General features: G+C 57.6%; 17 protein-coding genes. 9 read left to right on the top strand and 8 right to left on the bottom strand.

Going from position 1 to position 21,461, the window contains the following annotated elements; all coding sequences use genetic code 11:
• Positions 1-56: 56 nt before the first annotated feature.
• Both FE795_RS12250 and ompR read right to left on the bottom strand, forming a co-directional pair.
• Entirely contained in the window at positions 57-1,397 is a 1,341-nt protein-coding gene (locus tag FE795_RS12250; protein ID WP_440163694.1) for an ATP-binding protein, read from the bottom strand.
• A 104-nt stretch (positions 1,398-1,501) separates the two neighbouring features.
• Entirely contained in the window at positions 1,502-2,236 is a 735-nt protein-coding gene (gene ompR / locus FE795_RS12245) for an osmolarity response regulator transcription factor OmpR (RefSeq protein ID WP_003801024.1), read from the bottom strand.
• A 277-nt stretch (positions 2,237-2,513) separates the two neighbouring features.
• Here ompR and FE795_RS12240 point away from each other — a divergent pair, with 277 nt between their 5' ends.
• Together FE795_RS12240 and FE795_RS12235 are read left to right on the top strand one after the other, a co-directional pair.
• The gene (locus tag FE795_RS12240) at positions 2,514-3,746 is read left to right on the top strand and encodes a bifunctional tRNA (adenosine(37)-N6)-threonylcarbamoyltransferase complex dimerization subunit type 1 TsaB/ribosomal protein alanine acetyltransferase RimI (RefSeq protein WP_003801022.1); all 1,233 of its coding nucleotides are present in this window, start codon (positions 2,514-2,516) and stop codon (positions 3,744-3,746) included.
• Entirely contained in the window at positions 3,743-4,654 is a 912-nt protein-coding gene (locus FE795_RS12235) for a uracil-DNA glycosylase (protein WP_003801021.1), read from the top strand. Before FE795_RS12240 ends, FE795_RS12235 begins: the two co-directional genes overlap by 4 nt.
• Before the next feature lie 51 nt (positions 4,655-4,705).
• Here FE795_RS12235 and lplT read toward each other — a convergent pair whose 3' ends face one another.
• Positions 4,706-6,016 carry a lysophospholipid transporter LplT gene (gene lplT, locus FE795_RS12230; RefSeq protein WP_003801020.1) on the bottom strand — a complete coding sequence of 437 codons (1,311 nt, stop codon included), beginning with the start codon at positions 6,014-6,016 and terminating at the stop codon, positions 4,706-4,708.
• Positions 6,017-6,517: 501 nt separating this feature from the next.
• Between lplT and smc the strand changes: the two genes are divergently transcribed.
• Genes smc through ligA form a run of 3 tightly spaced genes read left to right on the top strand, consistent with a single transcriptional unit; the run spans position 6,518 to position 13,194 of the window.
• The gene (smc, locus tag FE795_RS12225) at positions 6,518-10,042 is read left to right on the top strand and encodes a chromosome segregation protein SMC (protein WP_219234973.1); all 3,525 of its coding nucleotides are present in this window, start codon (positions 6,518-6,520) and stop codon (positions 10,040-10,042) included.
• 45 nt (positions 10,043-10,087) lie between these two features.
• Positions 10,088-11,110: a cell division protein ZipA C-terminal FtsZ-binding domain-containing protein gene (locus tag FE795_RS12220; RefSeq protein WP_003801018.1), complete on the top strand. Its 1,023-nt coding sequence runs from the start codon at positions 10,088-10,090 to the stop codon at positions 11,108-11,110.
• Positions 11,107-13,194: an NAD-dependent DNA ligase LigA gene (ligA, locus tag FE795_RS12215; RefSeq protein ID WP_003801017.1), complete on the top strand. Its 2,088-nt coding sequence runs from the start codon at positions 11,107-11,109 to the stop codon at positions 13,192-13,194. Before FE795_RS12220 ends, ligA begins: the two co-directional genes overlap by 4 nt.
• A gap of 210 nt (positions 13,195-13,404) precedes the next feature.
• Here the strand turns inward: ligA and FE795_RS12210 are convergent, their stop codons facing one another.
• The 4 genes from FE795_RS12210 to msrB are packed head-to-tail and all read right to left on the bottom strand — an operon-like array spanning position 13,405 to position 15,419.
• Positions 13,405-14,181 (bottom strand): peptidylprolyl isomerase, encoded by a 777-nt coding sequence (locus FE795_RS12210; RefSeq protein ID WP_003801016.1) that lies wholly within the window; start codon positions 14,179-14,181, stop codon positions 13,405-13,407.
• Between the two features lie 8 nt (positions 14,182-14,189).
• Entirely contained in the window at positions 14,190-14,453 is a 264-nt protein-coding gene (locus FE795_RS12205; protein WP_003801015.1) for a BolA family protein, read from the bottom strand.
• A gap of 7 nt (positions 14,454-14,460) precedes the next feature.
• Positions 14,461-15,027 (bottom strand): septation protein A, encoded by a 567-nt coding sequence (locus FE795_RS12200; RefSeq protein WP_003801013.1) that lies wholly within the window; start codon positions 15,025-15,027, stop codon positions 14,461-14,463.
• Positions 15,024-15,419: a peptide-methionine (R)-S-oxide reductase MsrB gene (gene msrB / locus FE795_RS12195; RefSeq protein WP_003801011.1), complete on the bottom strand. Its 396-nt coding sequence runs from the start codon at positions 15,417-15,419 to the stop codon at positions 15,024-15,026. The genes FE795_RS12200 and msrB overlap by 4 nt, the downstream gene beginning before the upstream one ends.
• A 328-nt stretch (positions 15,420-15,747) precedes the next feature.
• Between msrB and FE795_RS12190 the strand changes: the two genes are divergently transcribed.
• The 4 genes from FE795_RS12190 to FE795_RS12175 all read left to right on the top strand — a co-directional run bounded on the left by FE795_RS12190 (position 15,748) and on the right by FE795_RS12175 (position 20,709).
• Entirely contained in the window at positions 15,748-16,917 is a 1,170-nt protein-coding gene (locus tag FE795_RS12190; RefSeq protein WP_003801010.1) for an ABC transporter substrate-binding protein, read from the top strand.
• Between the two features lie 137 nt (positions 16,918-17,054).
• Complete coding sequence (locus FE795_RS12185) at positions 17,055-18,092, top strand: branched-chain amino acid ABC transporter permease (RefSeq protein ID WP_003801008.1); 1,038 nt, start codon at positions 17,055-17,057, stop codon at positions 18,090-18,092.
• A gap of 5 nt (positions 18,093-18,097) precedes the next feature.
• Positions 18,098-19,930, top strand: a complete 1,833-nt coding sequence (locus tag FE795_RS12180) for a branched-chain amino acid ABC transporter ATP-binding protein/permease (RefSeq protein ID WP_003801006.1) — start codon at positions 18,098-18,100, stop codon at positions 19,928-19,930.
• Positions 19,927-20,709, top strand: a complete 783-nt coding sequence (locus FE795_RS12175) for an ABC transporter ATP-binding protein (RefSeq protein WP_003801003.1) — start codon at positions 19,927-19,929, stop codon at positions 20,707-20,709. The genes FE795_RS12180 and FE795_RS12175 overlap by 4 nt, the downstream gene beginning before the upstream one ends.
• Here FE795_RS12175 and FE795_RS12170 read toward each other — a convergent pair.
• Entirely contained in the window at positions 20,706-21,347 is a 642-nt protein-coding gene (locus FE795_RS12170) for an OmpW/AlkL family protein (RefSeq protein WP_003801001.1), read from the bottom strand. The genes FE795_RS12175 and FE795_RS12170 overlap by 4 nt on opposite strands.
• Positions 21,348-21,461 lie beyond the last annotated feature (114 nt).

Raw genomic sequence — 21,461 nt, 5'->3', positions numbered from 1 at the left:
GTTGAAGAAAGCCTTGGGCAAAAAGCAGGCGGCCTTCAACCCAAGGCCCGGTGGGTTCAGGCGTTTTTGGTGTCTTTATCGCCTTGTGTTCCTGGTGCATTACGACTGGCGCGGATGCGGGGCAATTGAATGCGGGCTGTCAGGCCTTCAGAGGGGGCGCTGATAAGCTCAAAGTGCCCACCTACCTGGCCCAAGAGACGTTCCACAATCGCCAAACCCAAACCGGCACCACTGACCCCCGTACGCGCGGATACACCCCGGGAGAAGGGCCGTAGCAGGCGCTGGATGTCGCCTTTGGCAATACCGGCGCCCTGATCCTTGACGGCAATGACCAGAATATTGCCGTGCTGATGGGCAGACAGCTCAATGCGTGCCCGGTCATCTTCGGGACTGCGTCCGTAACGACGGGCGTTTTCGATCAGGTTGGAGACGATACGTTTCAGGTCGTGGGCGCTGATGCGGGCATACAGATTGGGTTCGACGGAGGCCGTCAAAATCCCACCCAGCGATTCGGTATGCGTGCGCTCGCGTTCGTAGACGTCATTGAGCACGGCCGAAACATCAATGCCATGTTCAGGGACAGCCGTAGCGGGACGGGCATATTCCATCAATTGACCAATACTGTGGTCGATCTGGGCCAGGTCCTCGTCAATGGCGGCGCGTGTTTCGTCCGATACCTGGCTTAATTCAATTTCCAGACGCATGCGCGCCAGCGGTGTGCGCAAGTCGTGCGAAATACCGGCCAGCATGATTTCCCTATCCGCCTCTGTCTGGCGGATGTCCCGAGCCATGCGGTTAAACGCGATATTCATGTCGCGGATTTCAACTGGACCTTTTTCAGGAAGCGTGCTGGGAGTCTCGCCACGGGCCAGTTGCTGGGCCACCTTGGCCAACTGGGCCAAAGGCCGGTTCACGAAACGCACACTGACAGCGGCACCGATCAAGGCCAGCAACAGGGCGGTGGCACCCCAGCCTAGCCACTCCACGCCGGCAGTCAGGCTTAACTGTTCGCGGTCAAAAACCAGCCAATACTGGTCTTCATTGATATCAAAGGAAACCCAGATGCCTGGCACGCTGTTGACCGACCACATGATCAGGGTCTGGCTGCCCAGTGCGCCACGCACTTCGGTAGAGACGTGCTGCCAGTAATTGGAGCGTGGCAAGGGTTCAAGTTCGTCGGTGTTCTCGCGTGGCTGGACGCGCAGACTTTCCTTGGTGGCCAGATCCAGCAGCAGGGCGGGGCGTACCGCCGGGGGCGCGTACACCAGAGCCGAGCGGGTGATGCTGACAATGGATGCCACGCGCTGCGCCATTTGGGCAGCACGCGGTCCTTCTTCCATACTGAAGAATACTTGCAGCCAGGCACCCAGGCTGACGAGCATTAACGCGGCAAGCAATAAAAAAGACCGGCTGAATAAACCTAGCCGGATACTCGAGTTTTTTCTTGCTCGGCGTTGGGCGGCCGTGGTGGGCCGCCCCTCTTGCTGACCGGAAGACAAGGTCAGTTACCGCCGTCTGGAACGAACACGTAGCCCAGGCCCCACACCGTTTGGATAAACACGGGTTTGGAGGCATTGGGTTCGATCAGCTTGCGCAGACGCGAAATCTGCACGTCAAGGCTGCGGTCAAAGGCTTCATATTCGCGACCACGAGCCAGCTCCATCAGTTTGTCGCGTGACAGGGGGATCTTGGGATGGCGGGCAAACACCTTTAGCACCGAGAACTCGCCCGTGGTGATCGGGACAACTTCGTTGTTGCGGGTCAGTGTGCGTGTGGACAGGTTCAGCACATACGGGCCGAACTCGATCGATTCATTTTCCTGACTAGGTGCGCCGGGGTGTTCCTCGGTACCACGGCGTCGCAAGATAGCGTTGACACGGGCCAGCAATTCGCGGGGGTTGAACGGTTTGATGAGGTAGTCATCAGCACCCATCTCCAGGCCCACGATGCGGTCGATTTCCTCGGCCTTGGCCGTGAGCATGATGATTGGAGTATTGTCGTGTCCGCCGCGCAGCCGACGACAGATGGACAGGCCATCTTCGCCGGGCAGCATCAGATCCAATACCAGCAGATCGAAATGCTCGCGTTGCCAGAGTTTGGCCATTTCTTTACCGTCTTCGGCAACGAAGACGTTGAACCCTTGTTCAGACAGATAGCGGCGCAACAAATCGCGCAAGCGTGGATCGTCGTCAACGACAAGGATTTTGCGGGTGAGGGGGGGGGTCGGCGTATTCATAGCGAAAATGTAACAGGCATCAGAAAGCGCGTATAGGGGGGTGTAGAAAAATATTACACATTAAGTGTTTTGTACTATTTATGCGCCTTGTGGCAGGTTTGGCACATTCTTCGGCGAGATTGTACGGCAGCAAATAGTCTCATTGGTCGTTTTGGCTCTGGTCTATAAAACGCCCGTCCGCCAAACAAGTTGTCCCGGACTGCTTCGAACCGGGCTTTGTCCTTGCCCGTGTATTCAGAGCCGCCTATTTTCAGTCCGCTTAAACTAAAATAGCGTGATGGATGCACATATTCTTGCCCTGGAGACTTCCTCCAATCTCTGTGAACTGACCTTGTTGTCTCGCACACCTGCGGGTATCTCGCTTGTGGGGCTGAGCCACGAGGGCAGTGGTGATCATGCTGAACGGCTTTTGCCGATGGCCGAGCAGTTGCTGGAGCAGGCCGGCCTTGACCGGCAGGCCTTAAGTGCCATTGCGTTCGGGCAGGGTCCGGGCGGTTTTACCGGTCTGCGCGTGGCTTGCGGCGTCGCTCAGGGCATGGCCTTTGCGCTGGGTCTGCCCGTCTTGCCCGTGTCTTCTCTCCTGGCGGCGGCCGCCAGTGGTTCACCGGTCGAAAATACAGCCTATGTGGTGGCGCAGGATGCGCGCATGCAGGAGGTGTATGCAGCCGTCTACAGTTGGTCGGCTCAGACGGCCTGGACTGTGCAGCAAAGCCCGGTGTTGCTGGATGCCGCCCAGCTTACTGATTGGATTGCCCGTTTGCAGGCCGAGGGCGTGATTGCGAGACACCAGCAGATTCTGGTGGTGGGAGATGCCTTGCAGCAGTTCCCCGATCTGACATCGGCTGTACGGGCGCACGATTGGCAGGTCGGGCCGGCATGGCGCGCGACAAGCGCCAGTGTTGCACGCCTGGCCTTGCATGATCTGGACCAGGGGAAGGGTATTGCTCCTGATATGGCCATGCCGTTGTATGTGCGCGAAAAAGTCGCCTACACCATTTCGGAGCGCGAGCAGGGCTTGGGCGGCAACCCGGCCGCTTTGGATCAGCCCTGGCAAATTGAAGCCATGCAGCCCGGGCATGTGTCGGCCGTGCTGGATATAGAACGGCGCGTGGAAAGCCACCCCTGGACGGCGGGCAACGTGACGGATGCCTTGGGTAACACAGCGTATTGCTGCCGGATTATCCATAAGCAGGGGCAGGTACAGGGCTATGCTATTTGGCTGCAGGCCCCGGACATGATCGAGCTGTTGCTGATCGGGGTCGCTCCTGAGCAGCGGCGGCAAGGTCTGGCGCGCCAGTTGCTCGATGACGGTCTCCAATGGGCACGACAGTGCGCAGTGGAGCGGCTCGTTCTGGAAGTGCGGGCCTCAAATGCAGCAGCAATCGGTTTGTATGAGAAGTATGGTTTCAAGCCCGATGGCGTGCGTAAAAACTATTACCCTTTCAAAGAAGGCGTGCGGGAAGACGCGGTCTTGATGAGCTTGAGCCTGGCCGATAAGGCAGAGGCATGATCGACTTTCAGCCTATCTCCCCCTTACAGCGTAGCTGGCTGTTGGAGCTGGGGCTGGAGCGCGCCTTTCTGGCCCGTTTGCCCCAGGCCCAGCCTGCCGTTCAAGCGCTGGCACCTGCGCCGCCAGTCGGGACGTCGGCTGCGGCCCCCGCACTTGAGCGGGCGGTTCCACCTGCTGACCGCCCTGTGCCGGTGGCCGCTGTTTCCGGCGCAGCCAGCGATGCGCTGTCAGCGCGTGATCAGGCTTTGGCGGTATTGCGTAAATCGGGGGCCCGACCAGCGGCTCCCGTGCCAGTCGAAGAGGTGGTTCAGCGCCCTGCCGTGCTGATTCAGCCCGAGAAGGCGCGGGATATGGCCAGCTTGTTGGAGCAGGCACAGGCATGCCAGGAGTGTGGCCTGCATACTGGTCGTGCGCAGGTCGTCTTTGGGTCAGAGCTGGTGGCCGAACCCGACTGGATGATTGTGGGCGAAGCACCAGGGACCAGCGATGATCGTAGCGCACAGCCTTTTGATGGCAAGGCAGGGCTGTTGTTGCAGGCCATGCTCAACAGCGCCATTCCTAACGCCTCGATTTATAAAGCGCATTTGGTCAAGTGCCGCCCACTGGGAAATCGTCCTCCCGCCCCGGAGGAGCTGGCTGCATGTCGGGCCTTTCTGGATGCGCAGATTCGTCTGGTGCAGCCGCGACGTTTGCTGGCGGTCGGTCATGTGGCCGCAATGGCGCTTAGTGGTTGCGAGCAGGATCTGGAAACTTTGCGCGGTCAGGTCCTGAGTTACACCGACACGCTGGGCCGTAGCGTGCCTTTGGTGGTGACTTACCATCCTGCTTCGCTCTTGCTGCGCCCGCAGCACAAGGCCAACGCCTGGCGGGATCTGTCCTTGTTACGGCAGTTGCAGGCTCAGCCCTGAGCGGGTCGCCGCCACGCAGCGGCAGGCCCAGGGCGCTCTGCCTGTACCTCTTTATTTTGCCGTCAGGGCTTGGCCATGACCTTCCTGTCCAATGCAGGCTTCCAGCTCAGGATGTTCACGCAGATTAGCGTTTTTCCACATGATAAAGACGGTCATCAGGGATGCCACCAGCAGGCCAAAAAACACAATGATGTAATTGATCGGCAAGCGCAGCCATAGCAGCAGGCTGTATAGCGCCAGCATGAACAGAATATTGAGCTGTTCGTTGAAATTCTGGACCGCAATCGAGTGGCCTGCCGAGAGCATGACGTGACCACGATGTTGCAACAGCGCATTCATGGGTACCACGAAAAAGCCCGATAGACCGCCAATAGCCATCAGCAGGGTATAGACAGCCCATTTTTCGTGGACCAGCGGCATAAGCAACACGACAAAGCCCATCGCCACGCCCACGGGCAGGACTGCCAGCGATTTTTTCAAGGGAACCCGAGCGGCAAAAATCGCGCCAAAGACGGTTCCCAATGCCGCCACCCCCATCAGAACCGAAGCCTGATCCAGGCGGTAGCCCAGATGCTGTGCCCCCCACTCGATCACAATGAATTGCAAGGTTGCGCCAGCGCCCCAGAACAAGGTGGTGACCGCCAGCGAAATCTGGCCCAGCTTGTCACGCCACAGAATTTGTACATAGGTACGAAATTCCTTGAGCAGCAGGACGGGATTTTTCTGTTGTGGTGGATAGTGGATATTGGTGCGGGGAATGAGCAAATTGCACAGGGCTGCCGCCAGGTAAATCAGGGAAATAAGCAGGATGGCAACTTCGGCACGAGTCTGCGCCAGGGAGGCAATCAACGGGTGTTCGGCCAGGGCGCCTGCAATGGAAGGATTGATCAGGATGCCGCCTAGTACGGTGCCTGCGATAATGGATAGGACTGTCAGGCCTTCGATCCAGCTGTTGCCTTTGACCAGTTGTTCAGGCTTGAGCATTTCGGTCACGATGCCATACTTGGCTGGTGAGTAGGCGGCCGCTCCCACGCCAACCAGGGTGTAGGACACAAAGACCAGCACCAGTTGCTGGGAGTCGCTCATTCCAAAGTACTGATGGCAGAACATCAGCATGCACCCTATCAGCTTGATGGCGTTGGTGGCGAACATGACCCGGCCTTTGGGATACGAGTCGGCAAAGGCTCCCACAAACGCGGCCAATAGCACATAGGACAGCGCAAACCACCATTTCATCATGGGGACCATCCAGATTGGCCCGTGAAGGTCTGCGATCAGGGCGATGGCGGCAATCAACAAGGCATTGTCGGCAACTGACGACAATGCCTGCGCGGCCATGACCAGATAAAATCCTTTATTCAAAATACATCCCGAATGCGTGTGCGCCAAACTGCGGTCGCCGGACCACGGGCACGAATCAAAGCCAGGTATCAGACAGAACAAGCTTGCCGTGGGCTGCTCGCCCTGAGTTTCTTGACAAAGCCTGAGCCGGTGCGAAATTTACGAACAGAGATGGGGAGCAAGAATAACAGGGACTGCGGGGGCAGTGGTATTAGAAAATTCATTGCGCCTGTCTCTATGCTCGAATTTTCAGACCGGGCCGATACGGGCAAAGCGCCATTGTAAGAGCTCGGCCTGCAGCGTCTGGCTGCTTGAGCGGGCAGGGTAAACCGGTCTTGACGGCAGCAATTAGTTTACTGCCTTATCACCTCGCTGATCCTGCGGTGGTTTTCATTTGTTTTTTCCGTGTCTTTGCTGTGGGCGGCAGGTGCTGCGGTATCATACGACTCGCAATGCCAGGCAGATCGAAATGCGCCTGTGCGCTTGTTCAAAAGTGGTCTTTTCTGAGCTGATTTCTACCCTGTGCGTTTAACCCAGATCAAACTAGCCGGTTTCAAATCCTTTGTGGACCCGACTTCCATTCCAACTCCCAGTCAGTTGGTCGGGGTGGTCGGGCCCAACGGCTGTGGAAAATCCAATATCATCGACGCGGTGCGTTGGGTGCTGGGCGAGAGCAAAGCGTCAGAACTGCGTGGCGAGTCCATGCAGGACGTGATTTTCAATGGCTCCTCGCAACGCAAACCGGCTGGGCGAGCTTCGGTTGAGCTGGTTTTCGATAATTCCGAAGGGCGCGCCTCGGGCCAGTGGAGCACCTATGCCGAAATCTCGGTACGGCGTGTTCTGAGCCGGGACGGCACCAGCAGCTATTTTTTGAATAATCAAGCCGTTCGCCGGCGTGACATTCATGACATCTTTTTGGGTACTGGACTGGGCGCGCGGGGTTACGCGATCATTGGGCAGGGGATGATTAACCGCCTGATTGAAGCCAAGCCCGAAGAGCTGCGTGTATTTCTGGAAGAAGCGGCGGGCGTGTCGCGCTACAAGGAGCGCCGTCGCGAAACGGAAAGCCGTTTGCGCGACACTCGTGAAAATCTGCTGCGTGTTGAGGATATTCAGCGGGAGCTGGATGCGCAGTTGGAAAAACTGCAGGCCCAGGCGGAAGTGGCCCGTCAATATCGCGATCTGCAGCAAGACGGTGAACTCAAGCAAAATGTATTGTGGCTCTTGAAAGAGTCCAACGCGCAGAGCGATCAGAAAGCCCGATTTCTGGCCATTGAGCAGGCTCAGACCAAGTTGGAACAATCCATTGCCGGTTTGCGCCATGCCGAAGCGACCCTGGAGTCGCAACGACAGGCTCATTTGCAGGCGGGCGACGCCTTGCATCTGGCGCAAAGCCAGCTTTACGAAGCGGGTTCCCAAGTGTCCAGCCTGGAGGCGGAAATCCGTCATGTGCTCGATTCGCGCAGCCGCATGGCTCAACGTCGTGAACAGCTGGAGCAACAGCAGCATGACTGGATCGAGCAGCAGGAGCACTGTCAGCAGGAGTTGGAAAACAGCGAGCAGCAGCGCGAAGAAGCAGCGGTAAAGCTGGAAGAGCTGCAGATTCTGCTGGAAGAGGCTCAAGCCGCCTTGCCCGAACTGGAGCAGCATGTACGCGAGCAGGCTCAGCGTCGTGACGAAATGCGTATGGTCCTGGCTCGTCTGGAACAAAACCTGGCGCTGGCGGCACAATCCCAACGCGATGCCGACCGGCAGATTCAGGGGCTGGAGCAGCGTCAGGAACGCCTCAGGCAAGAGCTGTGCGAACTCAATGCCCCGGACCCGGACAATCTGGAGCGTTTGCAAGGTGATCTGAACATGCTGCAGAGCCAGCTGCAGCAGGCCCAGGAACACATGCAGCATCTGGAGGCTCAGTTGCCCCGGCTCGAAGAAGAGCGCAAGCAAGCCCAGCAACAGGCCTTGCAAGGCGGGCAGGATATGGCTCGTCTGGAGGCACGCCATCTGGCCCTGAGCCGTCTGCAGGAGGATGTGGCTCGCAAGGGAACGTTGGAGCCCTGGCTGGCCAAGCATGGGCTGGAGAGCATGAAGCGGCTCTGGCAAAGCCTGGACGTGGAAAAAGGTTGGGAAACGGCGCTGGAATCGGTCCTGCGCGAGCGCATGACGGCGTTGGAGCTGCGTCGGCTGGATATGACCGCAGCGTTTGCCAGTGATGCCCCTCCGGCCCGTTTAAGTTTTTATCAGTTGCCTGAGGCGGGGGTGTCAGGCAAGGCGGGCTTGGACCTGCCCTTGTTGAGCTCGGTTTTGCGACAGCAGGACGGCGGTTTACGCAGTTTGCTGGACAACTGGTTACAGCAGATTTATGTCTGCCCAGATTTGAAGCAGGCCTTGAGCTTGCGTGAGCAATTGACGGATCAAATGGCCATCGTGGTGCGGGATGGTCATGTGGTGGATCGCTACAGTATTCGCTTTTATGCCCCCGACTCTGAGCAGGCGGGTATGTTGGCGCGCCAGCAGGAGATTGCTCATCTGGAGCGTGAGCTGCGTGGTGCCCAACTGATTGTGGATGAGCTTGGGCATGCCAGCACCCAGGCCGAAATGGCTTTGCAGCAGGTTCGCAATGGTTTGGTTCCCGCCCGGGCCCGTGTCGGTGAGCTGACGGCCCGCATGCACGATGTGCAACTGGAGTATTCCAAGCTGGCGCAACAAGCTCAGCAATCGCAGGAGCGAGGTTCTCGAATCAACGAGGAGCTGGAGGAGTTGGCGGTACAGCGTGAAGAGCTGCAGGCGAACCGTGAGGAATTCGAGGCCCGTTTTGAAGCCTTGGACGAAGAACTGGCCGAGCATCAGGGGGCGTTTGCCCAGGCGCAGATGGATGGCGAACAGGGCGCGGAGCTGGCCGAGCAGGCCCGGCGTACGGTGCATGAGCGTGAACGCGCGGTACAGGACGCCCGGTTTGCCGAGCGCGCCTTGGTGCAGCGTATGGCCGAGTTGGAGCGCAATCTGGCCCTGGCGCAGGAGCAGGCGCAGCGCACTGTCGGTCAGTTGGAGGGCTTGCAAGGCGAGCTGCTGGATCTGGATGCTTCTGCCGCACAAGCCGGGTTGCAGGACGCGCTGGAATTGCGCGCCGAGCGTGAAGAGGCGGTTCGACTGGCAAAAATCCAGCTCGATACGCTGGCTGCTCAATTACGAGAACATGAGCAGGCCCGTGCCGAGCACGAAAAGAATCTGGGCCCCTTGCGTGAGCAGGTCACCGAATTGCAGTTGCAGGAACAAGCCTCGCGCCTGGCGGTCGAGCAGTTTGCAGAACAACTGGACAGCCGAAAGGTAAATCGTTCCGAGCTCTGGAGCTTGTTACAGGAAAAAACACCAGAATGGCAACGCGTGGGCTGGCTGCAGTCGGAAGTGCAACGTATTTCACGCCAGATTGAAAGCCTGGGGCCGGTCAACCTGGCCGCCCTTGAAGAGCTGACCACTGCCCAGGAACGCAAGACCTACCTGGATGCGCAGCACAAGGATCTGAGTGATGCCATCGAGACGCTGGAGGACGCCATACGCAAGATCGATCGCGAGACGCGCCAGTTGCTCATGGAAACATTCAACATCGTTAATCAGCACTTTGGCGAGCTTTTCCCACGGCTATTTGGTGGTGGAGAGGCTAAACTGACGATGGTGGGCGACGAAGTGCTGGAAGCGGGGGTCCAAGTGATGGCGCAGCCACCGGGCAAACGCAATAGCACGATTCATTTGCTCTCTGGCGGTGAAAAGGCATTGACCGCGACGGCCTTGGTTTTTGCCTTCTTTAAACTGAATCCCGCGCCATTTTGCTTGCTGGACGAAGTGGATGCGCCGCTGGACGATGCCAATACGGAACGCTATGCCAATCTGGTGGCCAGTATGAGTGACCAAACTCAGTTTTTGTTTATTTCTCACAATAAAATTGCCATGCAGATGGCAAAACAACTGATTGGTGTCACCATGCAAGAACAAGGTGTGTCCCGTATCGTGGCGGTGGATGTGGACGCGGCCATGCAAATGAGCAATGTGTAAGCCTGTTTTTTTTAATCCGGTAGTGTTGATTCGACGGAACTGACAATGAGTGATTTGCAAATCGCACTGATTTTATTGGGCATTTTGCTCATCTTGCTCGTGGTGGTCTTTAACTGGTGGCAAGACCGCCGGGTGCGCCAGCAGATGCAAAGCCAATTCCCGGACGGGGACACCGATCCTCTGATGAGCCAGCTCAGCGAATTGGAGCGGCGCGAGCCCAGCATGGGACGTGGCAGTGATCCTGCCTCTACCGAGGGGGACCATGATCCGTCCGAAGTGGACTGCACCACTGAGGCCGTGATTGACATCAGTTTCAGTCAGCCCGTGGATGCCCAGGATTTGGCCCAGGCCCTACAGGCTGTGTCGCGTACTGGCGCCAAACCAGTGCGTTATTTTGCCGAATGCGAAGGGGGAGGGCACCGTGCCCGTTTGCGTGCGGGCGAATCCTACGCCAGCATGCAGATTGCCGTTTTGCTGGCCAATCGCAGCGGCCCCTTGTCGGCCATTGAGTGGTCGCAGGTCTGGATGGCTGCGCAGGGTCTGGCGCAACAGTTTGACGGCTCGGTAGAGGGTCCTGAGCAGGATGAGGTGCTGCGTCGTGCGGCCGCCCTGGACAATACCTGCGCCGATCTGGACGCGCTGGTCGGCGTGTCGGTGCGTTTGCCTGGGCCCCTGCCGGCCTCGTCCGTCATTCAAATGGTCAAGGACGCGGGCTTCTTGCCGTTTGGCCAGCAGCTGGCCTGGCTGGCCGATTCCGGCCAGCCCCGGTTCACGGCCATGTTTGACGGCGCCCAGCCCAAGGATATTCAGTCCGCCAGCATCGAGCGCATCGACCTGCTGCTGGATTTGCCCAACAGCCCGGCGGACGATCACGCCTTCAGCAGAATGGCAACCGTGGCCCGCGATCTGGCCAGCCGTTTGGATGGTGTGGTGCTCGATGACCAGGGCCGCCCCTTGCCCGAGAGCACGGATCAGAATATTGATGAACAACTACGTACCTTGTACGAGCGTCTGGAGCAAGCAGGCTTCACAGCAGGTCAGGAACGTACAGGCAGGATTTTTTCGTGAGTTTGAAGCGAGTACAGCAGTTACGTGAAGAACTGGCCCAGCATAACTGGGCCTATTACATTCAGGATGCGCCCAGCATTTCGGATGCGCAATATGACGCACTGATGAACGAGCTGCTGGCGCTGGAGGCCGCGCACCCGGAGTGGATTACCCCCGATTCTCCCACGCAGCGCGTGGGCGCGGCTCCCTTGGATGGCTTTGCGACGGTCCAGCATGCCGTTCCCATGCTCTCTTTAGGCAACGCCTTTGAGGATGAGGAAGTCCAGGCATTTGATAAACGGGTTGCCGACACGCTTGTCGAGGCTGGTATGGTGGGCCTGGATCGTCGGGTTGATTATCTGGCGGAATACAAATTTGATGGCCTGGCGATCAGTCTGCGCTATGAGCAAGGCTTGTTGGTGCAGGCATCGACGCGGGGTGATGGCACCACAGGCGAGGACGTCACCAGCAATATTCGCACCGTCAAATCCATTCCCTTGCGTTTGCGTGGCGATGCTGCGCAATTGCCGGCCGTGCTGGAAGTGCGTGGTGAAGTCCTGATGAACCGGGCGGACTTTGAACGTCTGAACGAGAGTCAGCTCAAGCGTGGCGAGAAAGTCTTTGTCAACCCGCGCAATGCCGCGGCAGGCAGCCTGCGCCAATTGGACCCCAAAGTCACGGCGAAACGGCCTTTGCGTTTTTTTGCCTATGGATGGGGTGAAATCAGCCCCCTGCCACTTACGAATCAGCCGCAAAATACCTTGTTTGCGGACGTGACGGGAGACGGGCTGCCTCGTGATACCCAGTCAGGCATGATGGACTGGCTCGAGAGTCTGGGCTTGCCCCTGAGTCGCGATCGTAAGCTTGTGAAGGGGGTACAGGGCCTGCTGGATTTTTATACCCAGACTCAGGAGCGTCGCTCCGGCCTGCCCTTTGAAATTGATGGTGTGGTTTATAAAGTCAATTCCCTGGCCGCGCAGCGCGTACTGGGTTATGTGGCGCGCGCCCCGCGCTTTGCCGTCGCTCATAAGTTCCCTGCGCAAGAAGAAATGACGCGCGTGGAAAATATTGAGTTTCAGGTCGGCCGCACCGGGGTGGTGACTCCTGTGGCGCGTTTGAAACCGGTTTTCGTGGGCGGGGTTACGGTGACCAATGCCACCTTGCATAACGAAGATGAGGTGCGTCGCAAAGATGTGCGCGCTGGCGATACGGTCGTGGTACGCCGAGCCGGTGACGTGATTCCGGAGGTCGTCGCTGTGGTGCTGGAACAGCGTCCGCAAGACAGTGTGCCGTTTGAAATGGTCAAGGAGTGTCCGGCATGCCATTCCGCCCTGGAGCGGCTGGAGGGTGAGTCTGCCTGGCGTTGCACAGGCGGCCTGATTTGCCCCGCTCAACGCAAGCAGACCCTGATTCACGCGGCCAGTCGCAAAGCTCTGGATATTGAAGGCCTGGGGGAAAAACTGGTGGATCAGTTGGTGGAAACCGGACTGGTCCATACCTTGGCCGATATTTTCAAATTGAAGGTCGAAAAGCTTGTCCTGCTCGAGCGTATGGGACGCAAGTCTGCCGAGAATCTGATTGAAGCGATCAACAAGGTGCGTGAGCCAGCCTTGAATCGTCTGATTTACGCCTTGGGTATCCGCCATGTTGGGGAGACGACGGCCCGAGACCTGGCCCAGCATTTTGGCACCTTGCAGGCCTTGGAGCAGGCCGATGAAGAGGCGCTGTTGCAGGTCAATGAAGTTGGCCCTGTCGTAGCTGCTTCTGTACGGCATTTTTTTCAGGAGCCGCATAATCGTGAGGCGCTGGACGCCTTGCTGGCAGCGGGAGTGAGCCCCCAACAGGCGCAGGCTCGCGCAAATAGTGCCAATTTGCCCTTGGCGGGCAAAACGGTTGTCATCACGGGCACATTGCCCAGCATGAGCCGTGATGAGGCGACACGCCGCGTCTTGGAGGCCGGCGGCAAGGCCAGTGGATCGGTCTCCAAAAAGACCGCCTTTGTCCTGGCCGGTGCCGAGGCTGGCTCCAAGCTCACCAAGGCACAGGAATTGGGCGTGACCATTCTGGACGAGGCTCAGTTCCTGGCTTTACTGGCTGGGGACTAGGGTCGGGGCAAACGCAGGTAGGCCTCGTGATGCCTTACTCCTTGTTTCAAGCTGGCGGTGATCAGCCCAGGGCAAGCGAGCCTGGACTACAAGTCTGAAAAAGCGCGTGAGCCTCGCTGTGATCAATAACAACGATGGCGCCCTGGAGGCGCCATCGTTGTTTTTCCTGACAGCCGCTTTATCGAGCAGACAAAGCGGTGGTTGAGGCCATTACTTGATGTTGGCTTCTTTCAGGATTTTTTGCTGGTATTCGGCCAGCTTGCGCTGACGCATCATCTCTTCCAGCTGAGGCTTGACTTCCGCCATCGCCGGGAAGGTCACGGGACGGGCATCGTCCACCTGAATGATATGCCAGCCAAACTGAGACTGCACGGGGGCTGCGCTCAGTTCGCCTTTCTTCATTTTTTCTACAGCCTGGGCAAACTCGGGCACGTAGGTGGAGCTTGGTGCCCAGCCCAGATCACCGCCTTGCTGGCCGCTACCGGTATCAATGGAGTCTTTTTTAGCAGCGTCCGCAAAGCTGATTTTCTTGGACTTGATCTTGGCCAGCAAGTCCTTGGCAGCGGCTTCGTCCTTGACCAGAATGTGGCGTACTTTGTATTCCTGCTGACCCTCTTCCATCGCCTTGATGGTGTTGTATTCCTTGGTCAGGTCAGCTTCGGTGACGGGGTTCTTCTTCAGGTAATCCGCCATCAGGGCACGGACCAGAATGCTTTGGCGGGCCAGTTCCAGCTCTTGCTGGACTTGGTTGGTCTTGTCGATACCGGCCTTCTCAGCGGCTTGCACCACGGCCAGGCGGTTGACCATTTCCTGTTTGACCTGCTCACGCAGCTCGGGCGAGTCTTTGGCGCCTTGCTCGACCAGAACGGCGACGAACTGATCCAGGTCTTTTTGCGTGATGTTTTTGCCGTTTACGGTGGCAATCGTCTGTGCATAGACGGGAGCAGCCAGGGCGCAGGTCAAGGCAAATGCGGCAATACGTTTCATGAGCATCCTTAAGCGGTGGGTTTGGCTTGAATAGCCAATGCGTGAATAGGGAAAGGCATTAGATCGTGGACGCGATCATACACAAGTCTGTGTCGTGCCAGTGTTGAAATTCCATCAAATTGTTTCGAGGCGATGATGATCCGAAAGTGGCTGGCACCACCTTGTGCGCCAGCGTGGCCCGCATGCAGATGGGATTCGTTGATGATGTCCAGCTCCGAAGGCTCCAGGGCCTGGAGCCGTTCGTGAATGAGGGAGGCAAGTGCGTCTGTCATGGCGAAATCAGGATTTTGGGGGAGTGGAGTTGTCCGAGGAGTCTTGCAGGTAGCGACCCAGCCACAAGGATTGGGCAACGACAAACACCAGCATCAAGCCAAGCAGGCCGAAAGCCTTGAAGTTGACCCACTGGGACTCGGTAAAGTGGCCCGAAAAGGCAACGAACAGATTGACCAGTCCCATAGCGACGAAAAAGCTCGCCCAGACCAGGTTTAATTTGTCCCAGACATGGCCTGGCAGTACCAGATGGGTGCCCATGAATTTTTGCATCAGGTTGCGATGCATCAGGTAGCGCCCGCCCAGCAGGACCAGCGCGAAAATCCAGTACAGCACCGTGGGTTTCCAGCGAATGAAGACATCGTTATGGAAAAACAGGGTGGCACCTCCAAAGACCACAATCACGGCCAGATTGATCCAGTGCGAGGTCTCGATGGCCTTGCTGGTGAGCTTGAGCCATACGATTTGCAAAATCGAGGCGGCCATGGCCACACCCGTTGCCACATAGATATCGGAGAAGCGAAAGGCCAGAAAGAACAGAACCAGCGGGAACAGATCGAATAAAAGCTTCTTCATGCGTCAGGTTCAAAGGTCAGGGACAGGGAATTGATGCAGTATCGTAGCCCAGTGGGCGGGGGGCCGTCTTCAAAGACGTGGCCCAAATGCGCGTCGCAGACATTGCATAGCACTTCGGTACGACGCATGCCGTGACTGGTGTCGAGTTCTTCGCGCACATTGTCCGGGTTCAGGGGCGTAAAGTAGCTGGGCCAGCCGCAACCGGCATCAAACTTGGTGTCCGAAGCAAACAGGGGGGTGCCACAACCGACGCAGCGATAGATGCCGGCCGTCGTGGTGTCCCAGTAGCGGCCTGTAAAAGGGCGTTCGGTGCCTTTCTGACGGGTGACATAGAATTCTTCAGGGCTGAGCTGGGCGCGCCACTCAGCCTCGGTTTTATGTACTTTTTTCACGTGTGCTGCCTTATGAAAAACAGATCAATGCCTACAGGAGGCGCATTCCTACATAGTAATCGACAATTAGAGCGTGTTTGGAACAGAGGGTTCCAAAGTGCAAGGTCTTGCGCTTGCCTGACCAGGAAAACCCCTGTTGGCACCACCTGAACTGTCAGTAATCCGTTTAGTTAGTGCACTATTTAAACTTTTAATATTTAAGGTAAACACCAATATCTGAAATCCGTGTGACTTGATACGTTTCTGGTATGTGCTGTTGATTATCTGTATTACGATTTTTTGACCGTTAATCCGGTCCACAACAATGAACAAATATTGGGAGAAAAGGATGAACTGCATTACTACTGGGCGCCTCACGACATTGGCTGCAGCCCTGGCTTTGAGTCTGCCCGTGGCGGTGTCCGCGCAGATCAAAGTGGGGGTGACGGTGGCTGCAACAGGACCGGCGGCCTCGCTGGGGATTCCTGAGCGCAATACGGTCAGCCTGCTGCCTACCGAAGTGGCCGGACAGAAAGTCGAATACATTGTGCTGGATGATGCCACAGACACTACGGTGGCTGTACGCAATATGCGCAAGCTCATCACCGATGACAAAGTGGACGTGGTGATCGGTACATCCGTGACACCGGGTTCCTTGGCCATGGTGGATGTGGCCGGCGAAACCAAGACTCCCATGATTAGTGTGGCTGCCAACGCCAAGATTGTTGAGCCGGTTGAAGGCGCTCGCACCTGGGTGTTCAAGACGCCTCAGAACGACCAGTTGATGGCGGGCGCCCTGGCCGAGGCCATGGTCAAGCAAAACGTCAAGACCCTCGGGTTTATCGGCTACAACGACGCCTATGGTGATGGTTGGCTGAATGTGATCACCGAGGCCGCCCAGGCCAAAGGCATCAAGGTGCTGGGTGCCGAGCGCTATGGTCGCAATGACACCAGCGTGACCGGACAAGTGCTCAAGCTGCTGGGCACCAAGCCCGATGCCATTTTGATTGCCGGCTCGGGCACGCCGGTTGCCTTGCCCCAGCGCGAGCTCAAGGGCCGTGGCTATGCCGGCATCATTTACCAGACCCACGGGGCAGCCAACAGTGATGTGCTGCGCGTCTGCGGCAAAGACTGTAACGACATGATCTTGCCCGCCGGTCCCTTGCTGGTTGCCGAACAGCTGCCTGACAGCAGCCCGGTTAAAAAGACCGCCATGGAATACAAGGAAAAATATGAGGCCAAGTATGGCGCAGGCTCGATCAACACGTTTGGTGGCCACCTGTGGGATGCCGGTTTGCTGGTGACCGAAGCCATTCCGCAAGCCTTGCAGTCGGGTGCCAAGCCCGGCACCCCCGAGTTCCGCGCCGCCCTGCGTGACGCACTGGAGCAGACCAAGGAACTGGCGGCTTCCCAAGGTGTGTTCAATATGTCGGCCACCGACCACGCCGGTCTGGATAAACGGGCCCACGTCATTGTGAAAGTGGTCGACGGTAAATGGACCTATCAGCCTGATCTGTAATATCTGACAGGCAAAAACCGGCTCAATAGCCGGTTTTTTCCGAGGCGGGTGCTGGAAGGTTCTGGCACCCGTTCCCGCTACAGGCCTGCGTTTGCGTAAGCCCTCCGCCCTTTTTGTTGTACAGGATGTTGTCCGACATGGATACCACCATCGCTTTAATTTTGTTGCAGGATGGCATATTGAATGGTGCCATCTATGCCTTGCTCGGGCTTGCCCTGGTTCTGGTTTTCCTGGTTACCCGCGTTATTTTCATCCCGCAAGGTGAATTCGTCACCTTTGGCGCCTTGACCCTGGCCTTTGTGGTCAATGGCCGCATGCCGGGAACCGTTATTTTGCTGTTGATCGCCGGTGCTCTGGTGTTTTTGCTGGAGCTGCTCTCTGCCTTGCGCAGCCGCAGCCTGAGCGGTATGCCGCGCAAATTCCTGGTCAATATCGTCATTCCCGTAGCGGTTTATTTTGCCGCTCCTGCCATTGTCAGCGCGCAGTTGCCCCTGTGGGTGGCCGTGCTGTTCTCGTTGGCCGTTGTGATCCCGCTGGGACCGATGGTGTATCGACTGGTTTATCAGCCGATTGCCGAGGCCAGCGTGCTGGTGCTGCTGATTACCTCGGTAGCCGTTCACTTTGCCTTGACGGGCCTGGGTCTGGTGTTCTTTGGCCCCGAAGGCTGGCGTACGCCTCCCTTCATGGAAGGTGAAGTGTCCCTGGGGGCGGTGAGCTGGTCGGCGCAGACCTTCTTCGTGATGGGGGCCTGCGTGTTGCTGATCCTGGCCTTGTGGGGTTTTTTTGGCAAGACCCTTTATGGTCGCGCTTTGCGTGCCACGGCCGTCAATCGTCGCGGTGCCCGTCTGGTGGGGATCAGTACCAACATGTCCGGCTCGCTGACCTTCACCCTGGCGGCGGCCATCGGTGCGTTCTCGGGCATGTTGATCGCTCCGGTAACGACCATTTACTACGACACCGGCTTTTTGATCGGTCTCAAGGGCTTTGTGGCCGCGATCTTCGGTGGTCTGATCAGTTATCCCGTTACCCTGTTGGGCGCCTTGTTCCTGGGGGTTCTGGAAGCGTTTTCCTCTTTCTGGGCCAGTGCCTATAAAGAAGTCATTGTATTTACCATGGTGATACCGGTGTTGTTGTGGCGCTCCTTCGGTAGCAAGCACGTGGATGATGAGGAGTAAATCACATGAGACACTTGCTGACGCTATTGTTTATCGCGGTTCTGTTGATTTTGCCGCAGTTGGGCGCAACGCCCGAATTCTGGATTACCCAGCTTAACTACATTGGCTTGACCAGCTTGGTCGTGCTGGGTCTGGTACTGTTGACGGGCGTGGGTGGCCTGACTTCGTTTGGTCAGGCTGCGTTTGTGGGTCTGGGCGCGTACACCACGGCTTATCTGACCGCTCGCCTGGGCTGGTCGCCCTGGTTCAACCTGTTGATTGGCATGGCCATTACCATGATGGTGGCCTACATTCTGGGCGCGATCACCCTGCGCTTGTCCGGCCACTTCCTGCCCCTGTGTACCTTGGCGTGGGGTCTGGCCTTGTACTACCTGTTTGGCAACCTGGAGTTTCTGGGTCAGTACGACGGTATTTCCGGTATTGCTCCTTTGGAGTTCTTCGGTATTTCACTGTCCTCGGGGCGGGATATTTACTACCTGATCTGGGCTTTTGCCTTGCTGGCCATGTGGGGCACACGCAACTTGCTCAATTCCCGTCCTGGACGTGCCATTCGGGCTTTGAAGCATGGCAGCGGCATGGCCGAGTCCTTTGGCGTGAACATGGCCAACTACAAGGTCATTGTGTTCGTTTATGCCGCCTTGCTGGCTTGCGTATCCGGTTGGCTCTATGCCCACTACCAGCGCGCGGTATCGCCCAGCCCCTTTGGCCTGAACTACGGCATTGAGTACCTGTTCATGGCCGTCTTGGGGGGCGCAGGCAGTGTCTGGGGAGCTGTTCTGGGTTCGGCCCTGGTGCTGAGCCTGAAAGATCAATTGCAGAACTGGCTGCCTAAACTGCTCAATACCGACATCAACTTCGAGCTGATCGTCTTCGGTATCCTGATGGTTCTTATTCTGCAGTACGCCCGTGACGGTTTGTGGCCCATCCTGCACAAGGTCTGGGAACAGGTCTTCGGTGCACAGAAGCGCAATCAGGCAGCTCCTCCACAAGCCGAAGCTTTGCCTCAGCGTGAGCGTCCTCAGGCCGGTTCGCTGGTTCTAGAAGTGAACAAGATCCGCAAGGAGTTCGGTGGTCTGGTCGCCGTGAACGACATCAGCTTCACCTTGAATGCTGGTCAGATCATGGGCCTGATCGGTCCTAACGGTGCGGGCAAGAGTACGACCTTTAACCTGATTACCGGCGTGCTGTCGGCCACCAGTGGACAGGTCAGCTTCCTGGGGCAACGCATTGATGGCAAGCCTGCACGCGAGATTTCCCGCCTCGGTGTGGGCCGTACGTTCCAGCATGTGCAATTGCTGCCTACCATGACGGTTCTGGAGAACGTGGCATTGGGCGCTCACTTGCGTCGGAATGTGGGCGTGGTGTCCGCTGTCCTGCATACCGAGCGTCGTAGTGAAGCGGAACTTTTGCATGAAGCGGCGGTGCAACTGCAGCGGGTGGGCTTGGGCGACTACCTGTACGAAGAGGCGGGTAATCTGGCCCTGGGTCAACAGCGTATTTTGGAAATTGCGCGTGCCCTGGCCTCTGATCCGCTGCTTTTGCTGCTGGACGAGCCTGCCGCCGGCCTGCGCTACAAAGAAAAGCAGGAGCTGGCCAAAGTGCTGAGTCAGTTACGCAGTGAAGGCATGAGTATCTTGCTGGTTGAGCATGACATGGACTTTGTCATGAATTTGACGGACAAGCTGGTTGTCATGGATTTTGGCACCAAGCTGGCCGAAGGGTTGCCCAAGGAAATTCAGGAAAATCCAGCCGTGCTGGAAGCCTACCTGGGTGGTATTGATGACGACCTGGATCTGGACCAGGTCAATGAGCCCGCCTCGGCAGGAGCAGCGCTATGAGTTCGGCACAATCGAAAGACATTATCCTTAAAGTAGACAATCTGGCCGCTCAATACGGCAAGGTCACCGCGGTGACGGGGGCCAGCCTGGACGTGCGGGCAGGTAGCATTGTGACGGTGATCGGCGCCAATGGCGCGGGCAAGTCCACCTTGCTCAATTCCATGATGGGCTCTTTGCCCAGCGTGGGACGCAGCACCGGTTCGGTACAGTACGAGGGCCAGGAGATCAGTCATTGGGAAGTGGAGCGTCGCGTGGCGGCCGGTATTTCCCTGGTGCCCGAGCGCCGCGAATTGTTTGGCAGCATGACGGTCGAGGACAATCTTCTGCTGGGCGGCTTTCGTCTGTATCGGGCTCGTCAAGCGGGATGGCGTGACACCATGGATAAGGTCTATACCTTGTTCCCACGCCTGAAAGAGCGTCGTACGCAGCTGGCCGGGACCTTGTCAGGCGGTGAGCGACAAATGCTGGCGGTGGGACGTGCCTTGATGGCACAACCCAAAGTCCTGATGCTCGATGAGCCCAGCCTGGGCTTGGCGCCGCGTGTGGTGCGGGAAATCTTCATGATCATCGCCCGACTGCGTAGTACCGGTGTGGCCATCTTGCTGGTCGAGCAAAATGCGCGTGCCGCTTTGCAAGTGGCTGACTACGGTTATGTTCTGGAGACGGGCGATGTGGTGCTGCAAGGGCCCGCGTCTGACCTGGCTCATAATCCCCGAGTGATAGAAAGCTATCTGGGTTTGGGGCAGGGCAAACGCGAGCAGGAAGAGGCGAACGCTTAGAAGCGGTAGCCGACCCCGATGGTGGCAACCACGGGGTCCAGCTTGGCTTTGCCAATGGACTGGCCGTTCAGTTGCACGTCGGGACGGATGCTGATGTAACGCACATCGGCATTCAGGAACCAGTTCTTGTCCAGCTTGTAATCCACGCCGACCTGGGCTGCAAACCCCCAGCTGTTTTTCAGTTTCAGGTCGGAACCGGCCAGCGCACCGCGCGATTCGGTGTCAAAGAACATGGTGTAGTTCACGCCCACGCCGACATAGGGTTGGAAGTCGCTGTCAGGCAGAAAGTGATATTGCAGGCTCAGGGTAGGGGGCAAGTGCTTGGTTTTGCCAATACGTCCCAGATTGCTGTCGATATTGTGCTGGAAGGGGAATGCGCCCAGCAGCTCAACACCAATATTGCGGGTAGCCATGTAGGTCAGCGAGAAGCTGGGGCGGGCGTTGTTGCCCACGTCCAGCTTGACGGTGCCATCTGCAACCGTGCCATTGTTGGATTTGGGGGACACCCAGGTCACGCCGCCCTTGAGCAAGAAATCACCCGCTTCATGTGTTTGGCCTTGAGGGGCATACAGAACAGCGGCCAGCCCAGCAGCCAGCAAGGACAGGTGCAGACCGGGAAACAAGTAGCGGGATTTCATAGGAGCTCCGTAGGTGTGTGTAAAGCCTACAGAGTGCATGAGGCCAGAGGGCCCGGACTTGATCCAAAGCAAGCTTCAGAAGTAGTTGACTGCCTGACCTTGTTGTAGATCAAG

It is taken from the genome of Alcaligenes ammonioxydans, from assembly GCF_019343455.1.
GTDB lineage: Bacteria > Pseudomonadota > Gammaproteobacteria > Burkholderiales > Burkholderiaceae_B > Alcaligenes > Alcaligenes ammonioxydans.
Note: the sequence above shows the minus strand (reverse complement) of the source record. Positions and strands in the feature narration are given on the sequence as shown.

Bases quoted from the DNA above. Each gene is read 5' to 3' on its own strand.
- ompR (WP_003801024.1), bottom strand. From the start codon at position 2,236: ATGAATACGCCGACCCCCCCCCTCACCCGCAAAATCCTTGTCGTTGAC.
- FE795_RS12240 (WP_003801022.1), top strand. From the start codon at position 2,514: ATGGATGCACATATTCTTGCCCTGGAGACTTCCTCCAATCTCTGTGAA.
- FE795_RS12235 (WP_003801021.1), top strand. From the start codon at position 3,743: ATGATCGACTTTCAGCCTATCTCCCCCTTACAGCGTAGCTGGCTGTTG.
- FE795_RS12220 (WP_003801018.1), top strand. From the start codon at position 10,088: ATGAGTGATTTGCAAATCGCACTGATTTTATTGGGCATTTTGCTCATC.
- FE795_RS12210 (WP_003801016.1), bottom strand. From the start codon at position 14,181: ATGAAACGTATTGCCGCATTTGCCTTGACCTGCGCCCTGGCTGCTCCC.
- FE795_RS12205 (WP_003801015.1), bottom strand. From the start codon at position 14,453: ATGACAGACGCACTTGCCTCCCTCATTCACGAACGGCTCCAGGCCCTG.
- FE795_RS12200 (WP_003801013.1), bottom strand. From the start codon at position 15,027: ATGAAGAAGCTTTTATTCGATCTGTTCCCGCTGGTTCTGTTCTTTCTG.
- FE795_RS12190 (WP_003801010.1), top strand. From the start codon at position 15,748: ATGAACTGCATTACTACTGGGCGCCTCACGACATTGGCTGCAGCCCTG.
- FE795_RS12185 (WP_003801008.1), top strand. From the start codon at position 17,055: ATGGATACCACCATCGCTTTAATTTTGTTGCAGGATGGCATATTGAAT.
- FE795_RS12180 (WP_003801006.1), top strand. From the start codon at position 18,098: ATGAGACACTTGCTGACGCTATTGTTTATCGCGGTTCTGTTGATTTTG.
- FE795_RS12175 (WP_003801003.1), top strand. From the start codon at position 19,927: ATGAGTTCGGCACAATCGAAAGACATTATCCTTAAAGTAGACAATCTG.
- FE795_RS12170 (WP_003801001.1), bottom strand. From the start codon at position 21,347: ATGAAATCCCGCTACTTGTTTCCCGGTCTGCACCTGTCCTTGCTGGCT.